The organism is Streptococcus pseudopneumoniae (genome assembly GCF_001070815.1).
GTDB lineage: Bacteria > Bacillota > Bacilli > Lactobacillales > Streptococcaceae > Streptococcus > Streptococcus pseudopneumoniae_P.
Genome location: NZ_JVLX01000014.1, coordinates 22,227 through 42,862 on the forward strand (window position 1 = coordinate 22,227; position 20,636 = coordinate 42,862).

Genomic DNA, 20,636 nt, shown 5'->3' on the forward strand with positions numbered 1-20,636 from the left:
TTTTATCAAACTTATTTCAGCAATTCAAGAGTCTCTGTCAGCTTATCCTTCGATTGATTCCGAACTTCTTTCCAAGACTCTGCTGACTGCCCTAACCCGTGTAAAAATACCAGTTTCATCTAGTTCTCCTCTAGGCTTAATTCATACAAGCCTCTCACTGCATTACAACCGTAAACAGCTTCTGCTTGAGCTAAGTCTTTTAAGGTCAAGACTTTCTCTTCTACCTGTCCTCTTTCCAGCAAATGCTGACGGTAAATTCCTGGTAAGATACCAAGTCTGATTGGCGGTGTATAGAGTTTCCCATCCATTTTCAAAACCAAATTTCCAATAGAAGTTTCAAGCAGTTCTCCTGACTTATTGTGGTAAATGATTTCTTGCCCCCCTAGGCTCAAATGCGGTCTATGAGTCGTTTTAAAATAGGTAAATGCTTGCTGTAAATCCGCTTCCTGAAGGCAAAGTTTGGCCTGACAAAAGCTTGGACTAAGGGGTGTTAAGGTTTGGCAACTGAATTCAATCTCTCCAGACTTGCTGAGAGAAATTCGCAAGCGGTAATCTTGATTAGCATCACAAGCCTGACACTCTTCCTCTATCTTTTGTCTTAAGTCTTCTGCATCAAAAGGAAAGGCAAAATAGCGACTAGCTTTTCTCAATCTTTCTATATGTTGATTCTCAAACAGCAAGTTCTTCTGGCTGATTTTTCCAGTTGTAATCAGTTGGAAGCGAGCTTGTTTACGATAAAGGACTGCCGCCTTTTGATGAACCTCTCGGTATTCAGATTCCCATGTGCTATCCCAAGTAATGCCTCCGCCTACTCCATAGATAGCTTTCCCTTGATGCAGTTGTATAGTCCGAATAGCGACATTGAAAATTCGTCGCCCATTTGGAAGCAAGAGACCAATCGTTCCACAGTAGACTCCACGCGGTTGAGGCTCCAAGTCCTTAATGATTTCCATGGTCGCAATTTTCGGTGCACCCGTTATGGAACCGCAAGGAAAGAGAGAGCGAAAAATGGTAACTAAATCAATATCTGCTCGCAACTGACTCTTGATAGTCGAAGTCATCTGCCAGACAGTCGAATATTGCTCCACTTGACACAGATGCTCCACGTGCTCACTCCCCACCTCAGAAATACGGTTCATATCATTGCGCAAGAGGTCCACGATCATCATATTTTCAGAGCGATTTTTGGGATCCTGCTCCAACCAACTAGCCTGCTCCAAGTCTTCTTGGTCAGTCATGCCACGCTGAGTCGTTCCCTTCATTGGTCGTGTTGTCAACTCGCGGTCATTTTGCTCAAAAAAGAGCTCTGGGCTCATGGAAATCACTGCCATCTCATCATGTTCCACATAGGCATTGTAGCCTGCCTCCTGCTCTACCACCATACGATTGTAGATGGCAAACGGATTGGCACTTAAGTCTTGCTTGAGTTGGACGGTGTAGTTGACCTGATAGGTGTCCCCCTGTCGCAAATGATGATGAATCTGAGCAATGGCTTTTTCATAGTCATCTGCAGATGTTACTTCCTGCCAATTTGAAGGCAAATCAACCTCATCATAAGTCAAGGGAATAGGGGAGGTCTCCACCCTATCATGAACAGTAAAGTAAAGTAAATACTCGTCCAATAAAGGTGCCTTGTGAACTGCTAGTTTCTCTTCAAAAGCAGGTGCAGCCTCGTAGCTGACATAGCCCACCACATAATAGCCTTGCTCCTGGTAGCTTTCCACTTGTGCCAGCAAATCTGCCACTTCTGCTACATTTCTCGTTTTTAACTCTTTGATAGGCTTGGTAAAAGTGTATCTCTCACCCAAAGCCCTAAAATCAATCACTGTTTTTCTATGCATATTTTAAGTATAGCATAAAAAGGTAGATTCAGACAAAACTGATCTACCTTTTATTATTCTATTATTCCAATCTACTATTTAGTGAACAAATCACCAGCAAATCCATCTGATTTCTGTAAGAGTTGTTTGTAAACTTTTTCTTTAAGTGCAACTGTTTGGTTTGAATTACCAGCTTTCAGGTCATTTTCAACCGCTTTGTTGAACAACTCTTGAAGTCTTGCATAAGTTGAAATTTTCTCACCATTAATTTCAATTTCAACAAAGCCTTTTTCACCTTTAGCTTTAACTTCCTTGAACCATTCTTTCTTCCACTCTTCTAGTGTGTGGAATTTACCACCAGACACTTTCTCAATGATAAAGTCATCACCAAGACCCGGTCTACCAGCTGCTTTAGATTCTTGTTTATACTTGTTAGAAGCGTAGCTAACAAATCCATTAACATATCCGAAGTAACCCCACATACGGAATGTATTATGTTTGAACGAGATTGAACCAACAGCACTTTGACTTGTGTTACCACCGTAAATACCTGCCATCATATTTACTGTTTGATACGCAGTATCGAAACCTTCAGCACGATAACGTCCATTCCCTGGCATACCGTGTTTTGTTACAAAGTTATTATCAACTAATTGGTTGATGCTTGTAATTTTCTCAGCTTTCTCAGCGTCGTTTAGGTCACGAAGTTTATCCCATTGGTGCGGTTCACCTTTTAGGCTATTGCGGTCAGCGTTTGAACGCCATTCTTTATCCATTTTCTTGAACCACTTGTCGTTAGTTCCATCATTCTTAGCGATTACTGCATCGGCTTCTAAGTGGTCAAGCATCATAAGAGCTTCATTATAGTTCTTCATATAATGGTCAATCTTCGCACGACTATCCAACATGTTAGGATTATAATTATACCATTGTTTTCCATCATTTTGACGTTCATATGCCATATTAAGACCTAACGCACCATATTCACCATTTGGGTTTGAAACTGACGGCGATTGCAACATACCTTGGGCAAATGCTTCTACGTCAGTACCTTCACGGTGACGCCATCCACCTAGATACGCCATACGGTCATTGATGTGTGTTGTTTCGTGAGTGAATGCAGATGTACCAAAATCACTAATCATACTTGAGATGATATAGTAAACAGCCTCTGAGTTTTGTGGTCTTTCAAAGATATAAGCATACGCACCCATACCGTTATATCCGTGCCATTTACCTGTAGGTCCATAGAACTCACGAACTGGAGCATAGTCACCATTCTTATTATGACCCATTCGGTCAGCCCATCCATGACCAGGAACCTCTTGGTTATCCCAGATAGCCGATGGAACCATATTTTCAGATTTCAACAACTGATTACGTACATTATCAGCCGCCAAGCGAGACCAGAAGTCTAAGTAGTTGATTTGTTCTTGTGCACGTAAATCGATTTCTTTTTTGAACGCTTCACGTTCAGCTTCAGTTTTCTTACCATATTTCTCAAATGCACTAAATGCTAGTGTATTATACGTTGAAATCAAGAACATATGAGCTTTTTTCGTATTAAGAAGTGGTAGGATATAACGTCCATGCTCACCGTTATTTAAGTTTTCGTATAAGTGATATTTCTTATTAGCAAAATCAGGGTTAGATGATTGTTTCTCAACTACATAGTTAGTATGTGAAACAGCTTTCTTATACCAAACATTCATGTCAGTATCTTCTGTAAAGAGCTTCATGTTATATGTTAAGAAATCATTTAAACTACCTTTGCCTGTTGCTCCCGCAATTACATCACGGTAAGCATCCTGAGTTCGATCACCTTTTAAGTTTTTCTCACTAGAACCAATTTGAATCAATCTATCGATAACGCTAACGTTCTTACCATAAAAATCAGGCTTGAACATCATAAGATCTTTAATGCTCATATCATTGTATTTAAATCCATAATAACGATTTAAATAAGTAAGAGCCATCATAATTTTAGCTTTGTTTTCATCGACTTTCTTGACAAGGGCTTTCATAGCTGCTTCGTCACCGTTTAATTGATGGTCTTCGTTTTCGACTAAAGCTTTAACTAATTTATCCAAATTAGCTTTCGTTTCTTCAAAGCTTTCTTCAAGGAATAGGTTTTTAATATAACCATCTTTACGAGCATCAGTGTTTTCTTCAGCTTTACCACGTTTGTCCATTAACGCACGCACTTCAGGTGAAATCAATTGAACGCTATCTAATTTAGCTTTAATATCGTTGATTAATTGTGTTCTATCTTTAACAACCATATTTGGTGTATAAACGACGTCACCAAGACCTTCGATACTGTATTCACGAACCTGTTGAACTTGAGAATCAGCTTTACGTGTGACAACTTTTTCTTCCTTAGTACCATCCGCATAGTGAATCATAATGTGACTAGCATCAGATAAATCAGTCACGAATTGACCATCTTTCATACCTGTTACAGACAATACTTCTGTAGTTAGTAATTTAGATCCTTCTGGAATCTTGTTCCCTTGATTGATAATCCACTCTTTATTGTAGAATGGTTGAAGTTTTTCAATATTACGGTAAGCAAGTTCACGAGATGCATCGTAGTCTTGAGTAGCTTTGTAAGTATCTGATTTTGATTCCTTATGGTTTAACTTATCTACAAAATGTTCAGTTATTGTATATTCATGTGCAGTAATTCCCATTTTAGCAATTCTTGCATCAGCTTCTTCTTGGGAAACACCTTTCCAACGACTAGAACGAGAATAGGATTGTTTACCTTCACTTACACCATTAACGAATACATTATTATTTCTAACCCAGTTTGCACCAAAGTAATCATCATCCTCTGCATCACGAGAACCGTAAAGAATCTCACCACCATTCTTCACCTTCATCATAGTCACGTTGTTTTCAGCAAGTCCCCATGACCAGTTAGAATGAAGCAAACCACCTGTTTCAAGAGGTTCTTTCACATCTATCGTACCTTTGGCAACAGAGTTCTTCAAACGTCCCCATGCACTAACGTCTCTCGGATTATCACCGTGATTCAATTTAGCAACAAGTCCACCGACCTTAGCTTTATTCCCTTTAATATAGGCATCAATATAAGAGTTATCTGTGTTACTTCTCCAGCTTTCGCTGACAAGTCCGCCAGACCACCATCCTGCGTTCCCTACACTTGTAATATTACCGATAAAGGCTACATTACGCATATTGGATTCATCTAGTTTATTGACCATACCCGTAACGTCATTGTTACCTACAACATTACCTGTTACTTTAATATTTTCAATCGTTGACTTCTTAAACATCTCACCAAGCGGTGCTGTCTTGTTCGCCCAAGGCATATTGATATCAACATTACCCAGATTAATGTCGTGAATATGAGCATTCTCAGCTTGTGCAAATAACGGACGAGCTAAATTGTGAATAGTGTAACGTTTATCACCCTCACTAGATAGCTTACCAGTGAATTTAGCTGTCACGTAAGATTTACTTGGTGTTGGTACATTCACAGCGTTTAAGTCCGCACCAAGTTTAAACTCACCATTTGGAGTTTTTTGCATATCTTCAATTAATTCTTTGAAATTGTAGTATACATTACCTTCTTTTGCTTTTTGTTTTTCAAAGTAATGAACATACTCTTCACTGAAAGTATCATCTGCTCTACGTTGAACTAAGTCTGGAGCTTTCGCTACAACTTTGTACAATGTTTTCCCATCAACAACAACTTCTTCAACAGAACTTACTGCAAGTCTTGTTGTCTTATTATCATGCGTTGTTACACGTAAATAAAGCGGAGCAACATCAGCTGGTTTTTCCGTAAGCAAACTAGTATCTGTTTCATTACCGTCAGCGTCCACACTCATCAAGCTTGTTTCTTTAATGTTTTTGATCTCAACTTTTTTGAGGTCTAACTGAATTTTTTTATCTTCTAATTTCTCAGTTTCTTCGCCTTCTCCACGATCATAAACCATCGTAGTAGATAGAGTGTATCCTTGATAATATTTCAATTTATCTAAAGTAGCGTTTAAATTATTTTCAGATACCGTTACTTCTTTGACAAGTTGTCCTTCTTTATCTTTCAACGCTAATTTGATTGATTTGATTTCTACTCCAGCTGGTTTATTTAATGTATAACTAGCTGTTGCGCTCTTCTTCAAGACATCTTTTTCAGTATTTGCCCATTGTAATGTTGGCTTTTCTAACCCTTTTGTGCCTTGCTTAATAATTTTATCTTGAGGTTGTAAGATAACTTTTTCTTCTACTGTTGGAGCTTCACTTGTTTTTTCTCCACGAATCGTTTTATAGGTTTCAGTAATTTGTTTCTTACCGTCTACACCTTCTTGAGCAACTTTAGTTGTTCCACGTTTTAAAGTATCATCCTCTTCTGTTTTTGTTTCAAAAGGAATGACTTCTTCTCTTTTTTCAACTGTTGTTCCTTCAATTGGTTTTGTCCCTTTTTTAACGACTTTAGAAACGGCAGGAGTTTTCACTTCTGTCGTTGTAGATACGACTTTATCTGTTTCGACACCTTCCACTGTTTCATAAGTTGTTTTAGTAACTTGAACTCCTTTAGTACCTTGACGTTCAACTACTTCTTCATCCACATATTTTGTGTCGTCAGGAACTACTTCTGTTGTGAAATCTAGTTCACTTTCAGTAGACTTCTCAACTGTACCAGTTGTTACTTTATATTCTGGATTTGCTGATTGCTCTGTAGCTTGGCCTTCTTTTCCTGTTTCTTGTGTTCCCTTAGTTGAAACTGGTTCTGTATACTCAGGAAGTTCTGGCTGTACTAAAGCTTGGCCTTGTTTCTCACCTTCTTTTACTTCTTGAACACCTTTTGCTTCATGATATTCCGGAAGTTCAGGTTGTGTTAAGGCTTGACCTTCTTTGCCTTCCTCTTGGGTACCTTTTGCTTCAGCTGGAGCTTCTGGCAATTCGGGTTGCGTTAAGGATTGGCCTGCCTTACCTTCTTCTTGGGTACCTTTCACTTCAACTGGAGCCTCTGGTAAGGTTGGTTGTGTTAAGGCTTGACCTGTTTTACCTTCCTCTTGAGTTCCTTTTGCTACTTGGTGAGTTGGTTCAGCTTGTGGTACTGGAGTTGGGGCAGGTTGCTCAACTTTCTTAGTTCCGACTGCAATGACTTGCGACACAGGATTTTGGACTACTTGGTCTTCGATGACTTCTCTAACTTCTTGACCGTTGACCATCGATACTTTAGTTACAAGACGACGCTGACCCTTTACTCCAGCTGTGACGATACGAGTCTGTCCTTCTGCCAAATTAGCATCTGGGCTTGTGACCGTTTCAAAAGGAATCTCTACCAAGCTCTCTTCCTGTCTTGTCTGAGGATTCGTAGAAACTGGTTTTTTTTCAAGAACAGGAGCAACTGGAGTTTGTGTCGCTGGTTTTTCAACGACAGGTTCGGGAGTGACAGCAGGTCTTTCTTGAACTACTTCTGTCTTCTCGATTTCATTTGCACTTTGCTTTTCTACTGGCAACTGAGGCTTATCAGCTGAAGCTGGTCTTGATGGATGGAGTTCTGCTTCCTTGAAGTAACCAATGTATTCATAGCCATCAATGTGGATAATCCCTTCAGCCAAACCTTCATGTGTAGAGGCTGAAATAGTTTGGTTATAAGAGAGCAATTCTTTATTTTCAAATGCGAATGTCCCGTAAGGTACAAAGGTGCTGGCTCCTAAAGAACCAATCAAAAGAACACCTAGAACCTCTTTGCGACCTTTTTTGGACACCAAAAAGACTGCTAGCGATGCCGTTGCCAAGCCAAGGCCAGCCAAGGCTAGTTCTTTACTTCCTGTGTAGGGAAGTTGTTGACTATTAGTTGCCTTCTTACGATAAACTACATAGAGAATATCATCATCTTGAAATTCTGTAGGAACCTCATGGTGAATCAGGGCTTTTTCAGACTCGGTCAATTCCTGCTCCGCCAAATAACGGTAATGAACGCTTTGAGCACCACCAACTTCATTGGCTTGAACCTTATCTACTGAAAGGGTACTAGCACCAAAAAGGAAGGCCCCGATGGCTACAGGACCTACCCCAACAGTTAGCTTACGAATCGAATATTTGGTGATTTTTTCTAGTTGTTGTTTTGTTTTTTTCATTCTCACGACTTTCTAATAGAATCTTGTGGATAATGCGCACGCGCACCTCCAATTAATTTTGGACGGCTAGCAAGAGCCGTTACATGGGCATGCCCAATTTCTCTCAAAAGAGGGCGAATCGGAACCTGAACATGCTTGACATGCATGCCAATTGCAGTGTCTCCAATATCCAATCCAGCATGAGCCTTGATAAATTCAACCTCAACTGGATCCTGCATCAACTTGAAGGCTGCCAATTGACCCGAACCTCCTGCATGAAGAGTAGGAAGGACACTAACGATTTCCAGACCAAACTGCTCTGCCACCTGACGTTCAACAACGAGAGCCCGATTGACATGTTCACATCCTTGAACAGCTAGATGAATTCCTTTTTCTTCTAGGATATCTAGGATGGTCTTCACAATGATTTCGCCAATTTCTTGGCTAGATTCCTTGCCAATCTGACCACCTATCACCTCACTAGAAGAAAGGCCCAAAACAAAGATAGATCCTTGCTTCAAATTGGCCTTTTCTAATACATCTTTTACAATCTGGCTTGTTTCTCTTTGAATGTCTTTTTCCTTCATACTTGATACCTCTTTTGTCACTATCTATCATATCGTTTTTTCTTGTTTTTAGCAAGATAGACAACCTGAAAATCTTACTCCAACCTGCATAAAACTCCCAGAATTGACTGGGAGTTAGTTAATTTCTATTCTATTTATGTATATTTCAACTGTCGTCCCTTTTGAGGGAATAGAATCGATCTTCATTTGGTAATCTTCTCCAAAATGAAGTTTGAGTCGTTGATCAACATTTTGAAGACCAACTCCCCCACGTTTGAGCTGACTCTGACTACTATCGCCAGCAACTTGGAAGCCAACGCCATCATCCTCAATGAGGATGACCAATCCCGAATCCTGTTTCTGGACAGAAACTCTAATATGTCCTTGACCTTCCTTCTCCTTGATGCCATGGTAAAGAGCATTTTCTACCAAGGGCTGTAACACCAACTTGGGCAAGACTAGATGATCAAAGGCAGGATTTTCAGCAATATCGTATTCCAGCTTATCTCCATAGCGTTGTTTCTGGATAAAGAGATACTGGCGGACATGATTGATTTCGTCAGAGAGACAAATCAAGTCCTTGCCTTGATTGAGCGCCAAGCGGAAGTAGGTCGCCAAGGACTTGGTCACCTGCACCACACGCTGACTATCCTGAAATTCAGCCATCCAAATGATGGTGTCCAAGGTATTATAGAGGAAATGCGGATTAATCTGGCTTGACAAGGCTTGAAGTTCATACTGACGGGCTGTTTCTTCCTGCCTGCGAACATCTGCCATCAACTGATCAATCTGATTCAACATAGCATTGAACTGGCGAGTCACTTCTCTCAGTTCATGGGCACCAGTTTCCTTGGCACGAAGATTCTGATTACCAGAAGCAATCTCCAGCATGGTTTCTCTCAAGTCATTCAGAGGAGCAATCCAGCGTTTAAGACTGAACCACACCAAGCAGAGACAGGCAAGAAGAGAGGTGATACTGGCCCCAAGCAAGGTCCACATGAGTTGACTCCTAACCTGGTCTAACTTCTCCAACGAAGACACGCCAAGCACCGTCCAATCAGTTCCTGCTATCTTTTCCTGACTGACGTAGGATTTGTGATCTGGAGTATAGCCCTGCCCTGTCTCAATATAGGGTTTCATGGCCTCCATTTCGCTAGACGAACTATAAACTGTGTGTTGAGGATGATAAACAAATTCATGGTTTTCATTGATGATAAAGGCAAAGCCCTGCTGCCCCAACTGGAGTTGGTTAAGATAGGCTTCCAGAGTTTCATAAGAAATATCCAAACGAAGCACGCCCAGATTAGCTCCCTTTGCATCAACAAGTTCTTGAGTGACAGAAATGACCCACTGACTGTCCGATTTACGAGCTGGAGTCAAAATTGGCATGGCTCCCTGATGAATAGCCTTTTGGTACCAATCCTCAGCCATCATATCTGAGGAAGTTTTCATCTGCACACTGTCATCTGTAGAAATGACCTGACCAGATTTAGTCACCAGCACAACAGTTTTCAAGTCCTGGTCTGCCTTCAAGATAGTCAAAAACAGATTTCGGATTCCATTGACCTTGTCTTGACTGGGATTCTCAGCATAGGATAGGACATCCGTCTGCTGGGTCAAACTGGTAGAGGTGGTTTCTAATTTTTTGATATAAGACTGGATAAAGTGGCTAGTCTGACTGATAGTCGTTTGGCTATTGCCCTCAATAGTAGCCTCAATGGCCGAGGAACTAGATTGATAGTAGAAAGTCCCAACCAAAGCTAGGAGAATGAGAAAGACCAGAAAGATGGAAATAACCATTTTGACTAGGAGAGAAGAACGCTTCATCGGCCTTCTCCCTTCTTAAACTGACGAGGTGTCATACCTGCAATCTGTTTAAAACGTTGGGTAAAGTAGTTCATATCTTCAAAACCAACCTTCTCTGCGATCTCATAAATCTTCAGATCTGTAGTTAAAAGCAAGAGCTTGGCTTGTTTGACACGCTCTCTTACCAGATAATCCTGAAAAGGCAGCCCCAACTCTTTCTTAATCAAGGAGCTCAGATAAGTCGGACTAAAGCCCAAGTCACTGGCCAAAGACTTTAAACTAAACTGACTGTCAGCCAGATGAGACTGGATTTTCTGAGCCATGTTTCCTTCAAACTTATCAGTTAATAAATCTTGTAACTGCTCTTCCTTTTCTTCCTTATCTAACTTTTGCTTGATTTTCCCCAACATCTCCTCAATGTCCTGACGAGAAAAGGGCTTTAGCAAGTAGTCATCCACACCGAGTTTGACAGCAGACAAGGCATAATCAAAATCATCATAGCCTGTCAAAAAAACCAAATGCACCTGAGGATAGGCTTCTCTGACCAGACTGGCTAACTGGATGCCATTTAGCTGAGGCATGTTGATATCGGTCAAAATGATGTCTGGCACCTGTTTTTGGATCAATTCCCAAGCCTGCCTTCCATTTTCAGCCTGACCGATGATTTCCATATCGTAGGCTGCTACATTGACCAGCTTGGTCAAGCCTTGTCTTACCAGATATTCATCTTCTACGATTAAGATTGTATAGGTCATGCTTCTCTCCTTTGTCACTTACTAGTATCAGTATAGCAAATTTCTCCTCTAACTGCTTAGGAAAGACTTCTTAATCGACATAATCTAGTAAATAAGCATAGCCTTTTTCTTCCATTTGGTCTTTGGGAATAAAGCGGATAGAGAGACTATTGATACAGTAGCGCAAGCCACCCTTGTCCTGTGGGCCGTCCGTAAAGACATGGCCAAGGTGAGAATCTCCAACTCGGCTTCGCACTTCCATGCGTGTCATATTGTAAGACTTATCTTCCTTGTAGGTGGCAACATCTGGACTGATGGGTTGGGTAAAACTAGGCCAGCCACAACCAGACTCAAACTTATCCTTTGATGAAAAGAGAGGTTCACCAGTTGCCACATCCACATAGATACCAGATTCAAATTTATCCCAGTAACGGTTTAAAAAAGCTCGTTCTGTTTGATTTTTCTGGGTGACTGCATACTCCTCAGGTGACAAGGTCTTTTTCAATTCTTCATCACTTGGTTTGGGATATTTGCTGGCATCAATGACGGGATAGGCCGCCTGATTAACATTGATATGGCAGTAGCCATTTGGATTTTTCTTGAGATAATCTTGGTGATAGTCCTCAGCCACCACAAAATTCTTCAAGTTCTCCTTTTCAACTGCTAGAGGTTGATCGTATTTCTTAGCCACCTCATCAAAAACTTGGTTGATTACCTCCAAATCCTTGTCATCTGTGTAATAAACCCCAGTACGGTACTGGGTTCCCACATCATTTCCTTGTTTATTTTTGCTGGTTGGATTGATAACGCGGAAGTAATGAAGCAGGATTTCCTTGAGGGAAATTTGCTTGGCATCATAGGTAACATGAACAGTCTCCGCATGACCTGTTTGGTTAATCAATTCGTACTTGGTTGTTTCCCCTCTACCATTTGCATAGCCTGATACGGCATCTGTCACACCGGGAACGCGTGAGAAATATTCCTCAACTCCCCAGAAACATCCTCCAGCTAGATAAATTTCGTGCAAGTCTGCATCTTTACTCACTTCTGTTTTTTTCACTGTTTTTCCTCCTTGACTAACTGCCGCTTTCTCAATTTGCGAGCTATCTGTCTGCCCTGCATTTCGCATCAATAGAAAATAGAAACCGCTTATGGCTAGGAAAAAAATCCCTGCCAAGACAAACAATTTTACTTTATCATTCATGGCCTTTCTCTACTCCATTTCTTTCAATATCTTTAAAATCATATCCTTATCCATAAAACCTGGTTGCGTTTTGACCAGCTTTCCTTCCTTGTCTATAAAGGCTTGAGTTGGGTAAGAACGAACACCATAACTTTCTAAAAGTTTACCTGATGGGTCAATTAGAACTGGGAAATTTTTATAATCCAAGCCCTTATACCAGTTTTTAAAGTCCTCTTCTCCTTGTTCTCCCTTGTAACCAGGAGAGACCACTGTCAAGACCACATAGTCATCACCAGCATCCTTAGCAATTTCATCCGTATCTGGAAGACTAGCTAGACAGATGGAACACCAAGAAGCCCAGAATTTAAGATAGACTTTCTTGCCCTTATAATCAGACAAGCGGTAGGTCTTGCCATCTACTCCTGTCAGTTCAAAATCAGCAACCGCCTGACCTTTAGTCGCAGTTTGTGAACTGACTTGTTCTGTTTTTGTTTGCTCCTTCATAGTAGCTTCGTCTGACATATTTTTAGCAGAACAGGCTGCCAAGCAACAGATTGAGCCTACTCCAAGGAGACATGTTTGCCATTTTTTCATTTCTTTTTCCTCTCTATTCAAATAATGTAGTCAAAATGGAAGCATTTCCCAAAAGCACTAAGATTCCCATCACGATAATGAGGAAACCACCCACTTTTTTGAGGGTTCCAAGGTAGGGATGAAGTTTTCGGAAATGTTTCAAAACATAGCTGGAGGCAAGAGCTAGAACCAAAAACGGTAGTGCCAAACCCAGCGTGTAAACCAACATGAGAGCAGCTCCCTGCCAAGCACCTGAGCCACCCGAAGCCGCCAAAGCCAAAACAGTGCCAAGAACAGGACCCACACAAGGCGTCCAAGCAAAACTAAAGGTCAACCCCAGTAAAAATGCCTGACTATAGCCCTTACCCTTTTGCCCCTGTCCCTGTAATTGTAGCCTTCTTTCCTTGTAGAGTCCCTTCAAATGTAAGACTTCCATCTGGTGCAAGCCCAAGAGAATGATAACCGCCCCCGTCACATACTGAAACCAAGAAGCATACAGCAAATTGCCTAAAAAACCAGCTCCATAGCCCAGTAAGATAAAAATAAAGGAAATCCCTATTATAAAAGCTAGAGTTCGCAATAGACTAATAAGTGAGATTGAATATTTTCCACTAGAAGCCTGAGCACCATCTTTGTCATCCAACAAGACCCCTGCATAAACCGGTAACAAGGGTAAGATACAAGGAGAAAAGAAGGAAAGAATTCCAGCAAGAAAAACACTGATAAAAAAGATTATATTATCCATTGCCTTCCTCCATTCTTTGATTTGATAGGACTATTATAGCCCCAAAACTCCAGAAAAAACAGGGACAATGATAGGGAAAAATAGGAATTTAATCAGGTTATGTAAAAAATGTCGCAAAAAAAGCCAGACAAAGCCTGACTTGGATGAAAACAGAAAGGAACATTCGCTAGTCTTCCCTACTTATCTGATAATAAATAAGGTCCGCAAGATAGCCTTTTCTCTCTACACCATTGGTAATAGTCTTTAGATAGGACATTCCAGCCTTCTCCATGACACGACCTGAAGCTGGATTGAGACTGGCATATCGTGCTCTGACATTTTGAAAATCTGCTTGAGTAAAACAGAAGTCCAAGACAGCTTTCAAGGCCTCCGTCATCATACCATGACCCCAGTATTTCTTGCCTAGCACATAGCCAATTTCACAAGAAGAATCGTTCTCATCTATTGCAACGATGCTGATATCTCCTATCACCTGCTCTGGCTTTTCTTTGAGACAAATGGCCCATTTGTAATGGTTGGGATTAGCATAGGAAACAACCCAATTTCGGATCGAGTTTCGAGTGATTTCGACATTAGAATGGGGATCCCAAGTGACGTAGGTTAGATTCTCAGCGGATGAAGCCCAATTCTGAAACATGGTTTCTGCATCACTTTCCACAAATCTTCGCAAGATTAAACGATCTGTCTGTAATATTTGCGTACCGATTGCTTTCATGACGCTACCTCGCTTTCTGATAGATGATTCTCTGCCCAACCTCAATTTAAATTTACTTTGCTTTTGAATTTCAAGGTAAGAAGCTAAAAAGGTCCACCGGACCTTCCCCATTTTCCTATTTTTAGACTCGGGCTAAAAAGGTCCACTAGACCTTCCTCGCTTACCTGTTTCCATGCTCGGGGTAAAAAGACTAAACTCAGTAACAACTAAAAAACAAGTTTTTCATCTAGTTCCTTGACGCAGTCGCTGTCTGGTTTGAAATGCACTCTAGCAAGCTTTTTCAAACCTAGTCATCGTTGCGGGGGTGAGACGACGAAATCGAACTCTGTGAGTTACCGGACCTTCTCTCACTTTCTTATTTCTAGGTGAGAGGCTGAAAATCTCCACCGGAGATTTTCACTCCCAAAAGTCATCAAATACGGTGATTGGTAGGTGGCGTTTGTGTTGGCCTTTGTACCACCAGTTTTCGATAGTTGTTTGGGCTTCTGGGTTGATTGTTTTGCCTTCTAGGTAGTCATCAATCTCTTCATAAGTGACTCCGAGGGCTACTTCGTCAGCTAGGCCTGGTTTGTCTTCTTCTAGGTCTGCTGTTGGGATTTTTTCATAAAGGGCTGGGTCTGCGCCAAGTTCCTGCAAGAGTTGTTTTCCTTGACGTTTATTAAGGCGGTAAAGAGGGAGAATATCTGCACCACCGTCACCAAACTTGGTAAAGAAACCTGTGATATTTTCTGCAGCATGGTCTGTTCCAATGACCGCTCCACTATGGGCACCCGCAAGGGCATATTGGGCAATCATACGACTACGAGCCTTGATATTGCCCTTGTTAAAATCTGAAACAGGACTACCTGTCGCTTCAACTGCTGCCGTCATAGCATCTGCAGATTCCTTGATATTCACCACTAAACTGATATCTGGTTTGATGAAAGCAAGAGCTTTTTGAGCATCTGCTTCATCAGCTTGCACTCCATAAGGCAGGCGAACAGCGATAAATTTGTAGCTGTCATCTCCCGTTTCTGCTCGCAGTTCTTCCATAGCTAATTGAGCCAAGCGACCTGCTAAGGTTGAGTCTTGTCCCCCAGAAATCCCAAGTACAAAGGTTTTAAGAAAGGGATGTTTTTTCAGGTATCTTTTTAAGAAATTAATGGAACGACGGATTTCTTCCTGGGCATCAATCACTGGTTTCACGCCCAGTTCTTGGATAATCGTTTCTTGCAAACTCATTCTTCTTCTCCTTCACCAAGGGCTTCCTTACGCATTTTGTCAATCAAGTCCATCTTGTCTTGCCATACATCACGCGCCAAATCCACTGGATAGTGCTGCGGATTGAGCACACGCTTATACTCATCCCAAAGCTTGTCAAATTCCTTACGAGCATAAGCCTGAATCTCAGTCAAGCTAGGCAGGTTGTAAATCAATTTTCCGTCCTTGAAAATATCCACCAAGAGAGGAACAGCATCAAAATTACGAACCGTCTTCTTGATGTAAGTATAGGTCGGATGGAACATCTTGATTTCTGTCATGCTGGTAACATCTACGCCATCATAAGTGATATAGTCTCCTTCTGACTTGCCTTTTTCACGACTGGTAATGCGCCACACCTGCTTCTTACCTGGCGTAGACACTTTTTCAGCATTATTTGACAGCTTAATCGTATTGCGCATGTTCCCATTTTCATCTTCAATTGCAACAATCTTATAAACTGCCCCAAGAGCTGGCTGATCATAGGCTGTAATCAGCTTGGTTCCCACACCCCAGACATCAATCTTGGCCTTTTGCATCTTGAGGTTAAGGATAGTATTTTCGTCCAAATCATTTGAAGCATAAATCTTAGCCTCTGTAAATCCAGCCTCGTCCAATTGCTGACGAACTTTCTTGGAAATGTAGGCAATATCCCCAGAATCAATCCGCACACCCATAAAGTTAATCTGGTCCCCCAACTCACGCGCCACCTGAATAGCAGCTGGCACACCGATGCGAAGGGTGTCATAGGTATCCACAAGAAAAACGCAATTTTTGTGGGTCGCAGCGTAAGCCTTGAAGGCCTCATAGTCGTTACCATAAACCTGCACCAAGGAATGGGCATGGGTACCCAAGACAGGAATGTCAAAGAGTTTACCAGCGCGCACGTTGCTGGTTCCATTGGCACCACCAATCACCGCTGCGCGTGTTCCCCAGATAGCCGCATCCATCTCTTGCGCCCGACGTGTCCCAAACTCCATTAAAGGTTCATCTTCAATGACTGAACGAATACGAGCTGCTTTAGTAGCCACCAAGGTCTGGTAGTTGACGATGTTCAAAAGAGCCGTTTCGACCAATTGACATTGGGCTAGAGGGCCTTCAACTTGCACAATCGGTTCATTAGCAAAAACCAAGTCCCCTTCTTGGGCAGAACGAACGGTCAACTCCAACTTGAAATTGCGGAGGTAGTCCAAGAATGCCCCATGATAACCAAGCGACTCTAAATAGGCAATATCACTATCTGAAAAACGCAAATTTTCAAGATAGTTCACAATTCTTTCCAAACCTGCAAAAACCGCATAGCCGTTCTTAAAAGGCTGTTGGCGGAAATAAACCTCAAAGACCGCCTTTTTATTGTGAATTCCTTGGTCAAAGTAAACCTGCATCATGTTAATCTGGTACAAGTCCGTGTGCAATGTCAAACTATCATCTGGATACATACTTTTCCTACTTCCTTAGCTAGAAACCCATGAAAATTTTCAAAAACTTTCATGTATTCCAATAAATTAGTACTATTATATCACATTTTGGCTGGATTGAGAAAAGAGTAACAAGCTATTCACCACTCTCCAATTCATCCATATCTTGCTCAAATTTTTTCTGAGCCCATTCGCCATAGCTCTTAAGACCAAGATTGCCAATAAAGACCCAGGGAAGATAAATAACATAAGTAATTGCCCAAGCAGACAGGTATTTAACGTTCAAAGGATTGTGCTGATAAATTTCTATGTTGAATTGATAATTCTGCAACATCAAAAGAGCCGTAATAGCCAAGGTTAGGAAAAAACAACCCAAAATCGTAAAATGAAAACGACTATAGTAGGTCACTCCCAGATAACGGGCACGATTGAAAAAGAAGAAAATTCCTACTATCAGAGTATAGACTAGAAAATTCGGATTAAAAAGAGAGGGAGCTAATACAGCCACCAAATAGTTTAGAAGTACAAGCCCAATAAAGAGGGTAAAGGATTCCGCTCCAGCTTTATTGATTAGTTGTTCTTCTCTTTCGTCAAGTAATTGATAATGAATGAATTTATTTACCATCTTCTTCCTCCCAAAATAGTTGGTCTAGGGTTTTCCCTAAACATCTGCAAATGGACTGACAGAGTGAGAGACTGGGATTGTATTTTCCCGCCTCTATCAAACCAATAGTCTGGCGCGTCACCCCGACAGCATCTGCTAGTTGACCTTGTGTTAAATCAAGCTCCACACGAGCTAATTTTAATTTTAAATTTTTAGCCACCTGCGTCCTCCTTATAGTTTTAATACTCATCTACTCTTAAAAAATCCAAAACCAACACAAGCTGTCAGCTATTTATTATAACCTCATTAATTAGCACTCCAATATTATCTTCAGCCTAAAATCAGTATGTTGGATTGTTTGAAATAAACTTCCTAGTTTGCTATTTGATTTTTTGTTTAGTATTAGCTTTAGTAGGGTCTTTTAAACGAGTTTTGATTGCTTGTATTTCTTGTTTAGTTGATTTCATATCACTATTATATAATGCTTTTGGAAATGAGTCTAGCATAAGACAAAAACGTGTACACAACAAGAGCAGGAGCATACCAAGATGACTGATTTTTACTGTATTTTAGGTATGCAAAATGATACTAAATAAAACTAAAATGAATACTCCTTGCTTTTCTTGAGAGTAAAAAAGTACAATAAAATGATTGTAGTGATTACCACAAGATACTGACTAATAGACATCGTATTTGAAGCCACAAATACAGGTAAAGAATAAAAAGGAAGAAGTTCAATTGCTTTGATAAACAAATCATTACTAGTATTCATCATAATCGTATTTAATATATTAGGGATAAAGAGTAGTAAAGCTACTAAAATACCAAATACCAAGCCACTTTTCAATTTGTATAAATAGAAAATATAAGATAATAGAAAATAAAATAGGACTAACAAAATTGTATTGACTACAATGGCTACTATAAAATCTAATCCTAAATCACCTGGAACACCCAATTTACTTACGATGACTAGTAGCACAATGCCATTCAAAGCATAAATAATGGAAACTGAGATGGCATATAGAAAATTAGACAAGACGTAAATCATCCGATTCTTCTGTTGATTATAAAACAAACTTACCGTATTGTGGGAAAAATCTCTACTAATGACTCGGTTAGCATGTATAACAGCCATTAACATACCGAGCATAGCATAAAAGTTTGAAATATGCTTAATACCAAGCGATGTCCCTTGAGTCTTTAGAATAAAGAATGTAACCAGTATCGGCGGTATAAACGAGATAATCAAACCAAGATATATTACGCCTGATGAATATAAATCTCTTATATTTTCCTTAAGAAAATTCAATTTATTTAATTTCATGATTATAACCTCCCTTTATTTTGAACGATTTAGATAAATATCTTTAAGCGTCTCTTTTTTAGTTTCAAAATCAACTACTTTAATAGAGTTTTCGTTAAAAAATTTAAAAAGCTCACTACTTTGAATATTACCAGACATAGTAATTTTCAGTCCCTCTTCCTGAACAATATCCCCAAATTCTTGTTTGGTAATGAAAATGTCTCTATCTGTAGCTGATGAAAAAGCTATCTCAAACAAGCAATTATGACTATCTTTTCCTACTTTTTGGAATGTCAAAAGCCCGTTCTCCAAGAAAAGAACCCTCTCACAAATTTCTTCAATATCTTCTAATTTATGACTCGATATTAAAATTCCCACATTTTCATGTAAAGCTAAATTTTTTAGAACCGCTAAAACTATTTGTGATGATTCAATATCTAAACCATTAGTCGGCTCATCTAAAATCAATATATCAGGTTCCGTAACGAGAGTTAGAAGCAAAGCTAATTTTTGTTTTGTCCCCAAAGAATAGGTCTTTACTTTTTTATTAATAGACTGAGTCAAATCTAACTCTTGAATCAAACTCCCAAATCTTTCTTGATTGTAGTCAACACCATATAAGTTTGCCAGATATTTTAAATTCTCTAAACCTGTTTTAGATAAAAATAATTTTGGTTCTTCGATTAAATAGCCAACATTATTACTACTTATAATATTCCCTGAAGTCGGCTGATTATTCTGAACAAGAATTTTCATCAATGTACTCTTGCCAACTCCGTTTCTCCCTACTAGACCAACAATTTCACCCTTATTAAGTTCAAAATTTATATCTTTGAGAATGATTGAATGACCATAATGCTTACTTACATTTATAACTTCCATTTTTTATTCCTCCATTAATATTCATGGTTTTCTCTTTGATTCTCATTAATTTTAAAAAGTTGCGCCTCTTTTTAACATCATTATATCATATATCTAACTTAATGCAATATATAAATGTCATTTTGTAAAATTTTATTAACAAAAACTCTCTACCACCTAAATGATAGAGAGTTTCTGCTTATTCATTTTTTTCAAAACATCTACAGCATCGTAGGATTTCACATCTAATTTCTCAGCTGCGATTGTATTGTCCTCAATATCATCTAGAAAGATACAATTTGTAGGATTTAACTGGTATTTATCGAGAATCCCCTTCATACTTATGTCAAGAACCCCTCTTTGCCTTATGCTTTCATATTCTCCTTACAAATCTTTTTGGTAATAATATCTTTGCCCAATGTAGGGATAGTCTTGCAAAGCAAAGACTTCCTTGTAGCCATGCCTTTTATAAAAATCAGGAGCTTGAAACTGGTAAGTATTGACAAAAGCAAAACGACAGTTTCGATTCTTTGCTTCAGTTTCTGCTTGCTGCAATAGTTTTGAACCGATTCCTTGCCCTCTGAGTTCCTCTTTTACAAATAAATACTCGATTTCTAGCCAATTTCCAAAAGTCTCTGCTATCAAACCTGCCAGAAGATTGCCCTCTTCATCTTCGACATAAAGATTAAGTGGCTCAGTTTCAGCTTCTTCTCTTTTTGAACGGTTATAAACACGAATCAGATTCCCTATTTCTTGTGATTTATGGGATTCCTTATTTTCCAATCTAAAGTACATCTAAACCTCCTCAAACACTGTTACAGCTTGATTATAGTCTTATTTCAATAGACTGTCAAACTAGCAAAAACTCACCAACCTGAGTTGATGAGTCCTTACACTCTTCGAAAATCAAATTCAAACCACGTCAGCTTCACCTTGCCGTATATATGTTACTGACTTCGTCAGTT

Annotated in this window: 17 protein-coding genes and 1 pseudogene; all 18 read right to left on the bottom strand. The window is 39.9% G+C overall.

Going from position 1 to position 20,636, the window contains the following annotated elements; genetic code table 11:
- Nucleotides 1–20: 20 nt before the first annotated feature.
- A pseudogene (locus tag ADG81_RS09655) lies at nucleotides 21–119 on the bottom strand (alpha/beta hydrolase); the annotation flags it as partial.
- The gene (gene pabB / locus ADG81_RS01500; protein WP_049550689.1) at nucleotides 120–1,841 is read right to left on the bottom strand and encodes an aminodeoxychorismate synthase component I; all 1,722 of its coding nucleotides are present in this window, start codon (nucleotides 1,839–1,841) and stop codon (nucleotides 120–122) included.
- A gap of 74 nt (nucleotides 1,842–1,915) precedes the next feature.
- Complete coding sequence (locus ADG81_RS01505; protein WP_049550690.1) at nucleotides 1,916–7,942, bottom strand: ZmpA/ZmpB/ZmpC family metallo-endopeptidase; 6,027 nt, start codon at nucleotides 7,940–7,942, stop codon at nucleotides 1,916–1,918.
- Between the two features lie 2 nt (nucleotides 7,943–7,944).
- Nucleotides 7,945–8,508, bottom strand: a complete 564-nt coding sequence (locus ADG81_RS01510; protein ID WP_049550691.1) for a TIGR01440 family protein — start codon at nucleotides 8,506–8,508, stop codon at nucleotides 7,945–7,947.
- A gap of 114 nt (nucleotides 8,509–8,622) precedes the next feature.
- The gene (locus tag ADG81_RS01515) at nucleotides 8,623–10,314 is read right to left on the bottom strand and encodes a cache domain-containing sensor histidine kinase (RefSeq protein ID WP_049550692.1); all 1,692 of its coding nucleotides are present in this window, start codon (nucleotides 10,312–10,314) and stop codon (nucleotides 8,623–8,625) included.
- Nucleotides 10,311–11,048, bottom strand: coding sequence for a response regulator transcription factor (locus ADG81_RS01520; RefSeq protein WP_049550693.1), 738 nt, complete (start codon nucleotides 11,046–11,048; stop codon nucleotides 10,311–10,313). The genes ADG81_RS01515 and ADG81_RS01520 overlap by 4 nt, the downstream gene beginning before the upstream one ends.
- A gap of 70 nt (nucleotides 11,049–11,118) precedes the next feature.
- Nucleotides 11,119–12,231, bottom strand: a complete 1,113-nt coding sequence (gene msrB, locus ADG81_RS01525; RefSeq protein ID WP_049550694.1) for a peptide-methionine (R)-S-oxide reductase MsrB — start codon at nucleotides 12,229–12,231, stop codon at nucleotides 11,119–11,121.
- 9 nt (nucleotides 12,232–12,240) lie between these two features.
- Nucleotides 12,241–12,804 (bottom strand): redoxin family protein, encoded by a 564-nt coding sequence (locus ADG81_RS01530; protein ID WP_049550695.1) that lies wholly within the window; start codon nucleotides 12,802–12,804, stop codon nucleotides 12,241–12,243.
- Between the two features lie 13 nt (nucleotides 12,805–12,817).
- The gene (gene ccdA2 / locus ADG81_RS01535; protein ID WP_049550696.1) at nucleotides 12,818–13,528 is read right to left on the bottom strand and encodes a thiol-disulfide oxidoreductase-associated membrane protein CcdA2; all 711 of its coding nucleotides are present in this window, start codon (nucleotides 13,526–13,528) and stop codon (nucleotides 12,818–12,820) included.
- 166 nt (nucleotides 13,529–13,694) lie between these two features.
- Nucleotides 13,695–14,243, bottom strand: coding sequence for a GNAT family N-acetyltransferase (locus ADG81_RS01540; protein WP_049550702.1), 549 nt, complete (start codon nucleotides 14,241–14,243; stop codon nucleotides 13,695–13,697).
- 396 nt (nucleotides 14,244–14,639) lie between these two features.
- Entirely contained in the window at nucleotides 14,640–15,464 is an 825-nt protein-coding gene (gene nadE / locus ADG81_RS01545) for an ammonia-dependent NAD(+) synthetase (RefSeq protein WP_049550697.1), read from the bottom strand.
- Nucleotides 15,461–16,921 carry a nicotinate phosphoribosyltransferase gene (locus tag ADG81_RS01550; RefSeq protein ID WP_049550698.1) on the bottom strand — a complete coding sequence of 487 codons (1,461 nt, stop codon included), beginning with the start codon at nucleotides 16,919–16,921 and terminating at the stop codon, nucleotides 15,461–15,463. The genes nadE and ADG81_RS01550 overlap by 4 nt, the downstream gene beginning before the upstream one ends.
- Before the next feature lie 115 nt (nucleotides 16,922–17,036).
- Entirely contained in the window at nucleotides 17,037–17,525 is a 489-nt protein-coding gene (locus ADG81_RS01555) for a DUF6773 family protein (protein ID WP_049550699.1), read from the bottom strand.
- Complete coding sequence (locus tag ADG81_RS01560; RefSeq protein WP_020902217.1) at nucleotides 17,515–17,724, bottom strand: helix-turn-helix transcriptional regulator; 210 nt, start codon at nucleotides 17,722–17,724, stop codon at nucleotides 17,515–17,517. The genes ADG81_RS01555 and ADG81_RS01560 overlap by 11 nt, the downstream gene beginning before the upstream one ends.
- A 378-nt stretch (nucleotides 17,725–18,102) precedes the next feature.
- Nucleotides 18,103–18,831, bottom strand: coding sequence for an ABC transporter permease (locus tag ADG81_RS01565; protein ID WP_049550700.1), 729 nt, complete (start codon nucleotides 18,829–18,831; stop codon nucleotides 18,103–18,105).
- Nucleotides 18,832–18,846: 15 nt separating this feature from the next.
- On the bottom strand, nucleotides 18,847–19,692 hold the full coding sequence (locus tag ADG81_RS01570; RefSeq protein WP_080978006.1) for an ABC transporter ATP-binding protein: 846 nt from the start codon (nucleotides 19,690–19,692) through the stop codon (nucleotides 18,847–18,849).
- A gap of 156 nt (nucleotides 19,693–19,848) precedes the next feature.
- Nucleotides 19,849–20,010, bottom strand: coding sequence for a hypothetical protein (locus tag ADG81_RS09880; protein ID WP_080978007.1), 162 nt, complete (start codon nucleotides 20,008–20,010; stop codon nucleotides 19,849–19,851).
- A gap of 45 nt (nucleotides 20,011–20,055) precedes the next feature.
- On the bottom strand, nucleotides 20,056–20,466 hold the full coding sequence (locus ADG81_RS01575; protein ID WP_080978008.1) for a GNAT family N-acetyltransferase: 411 nt from the start codon (nucleotides 20,464–20,466) through the stop codon (nucleotides 20,056–20,058).
- Nucleotides 20,467–20,636: the final 170 nt, after the last annotated feature.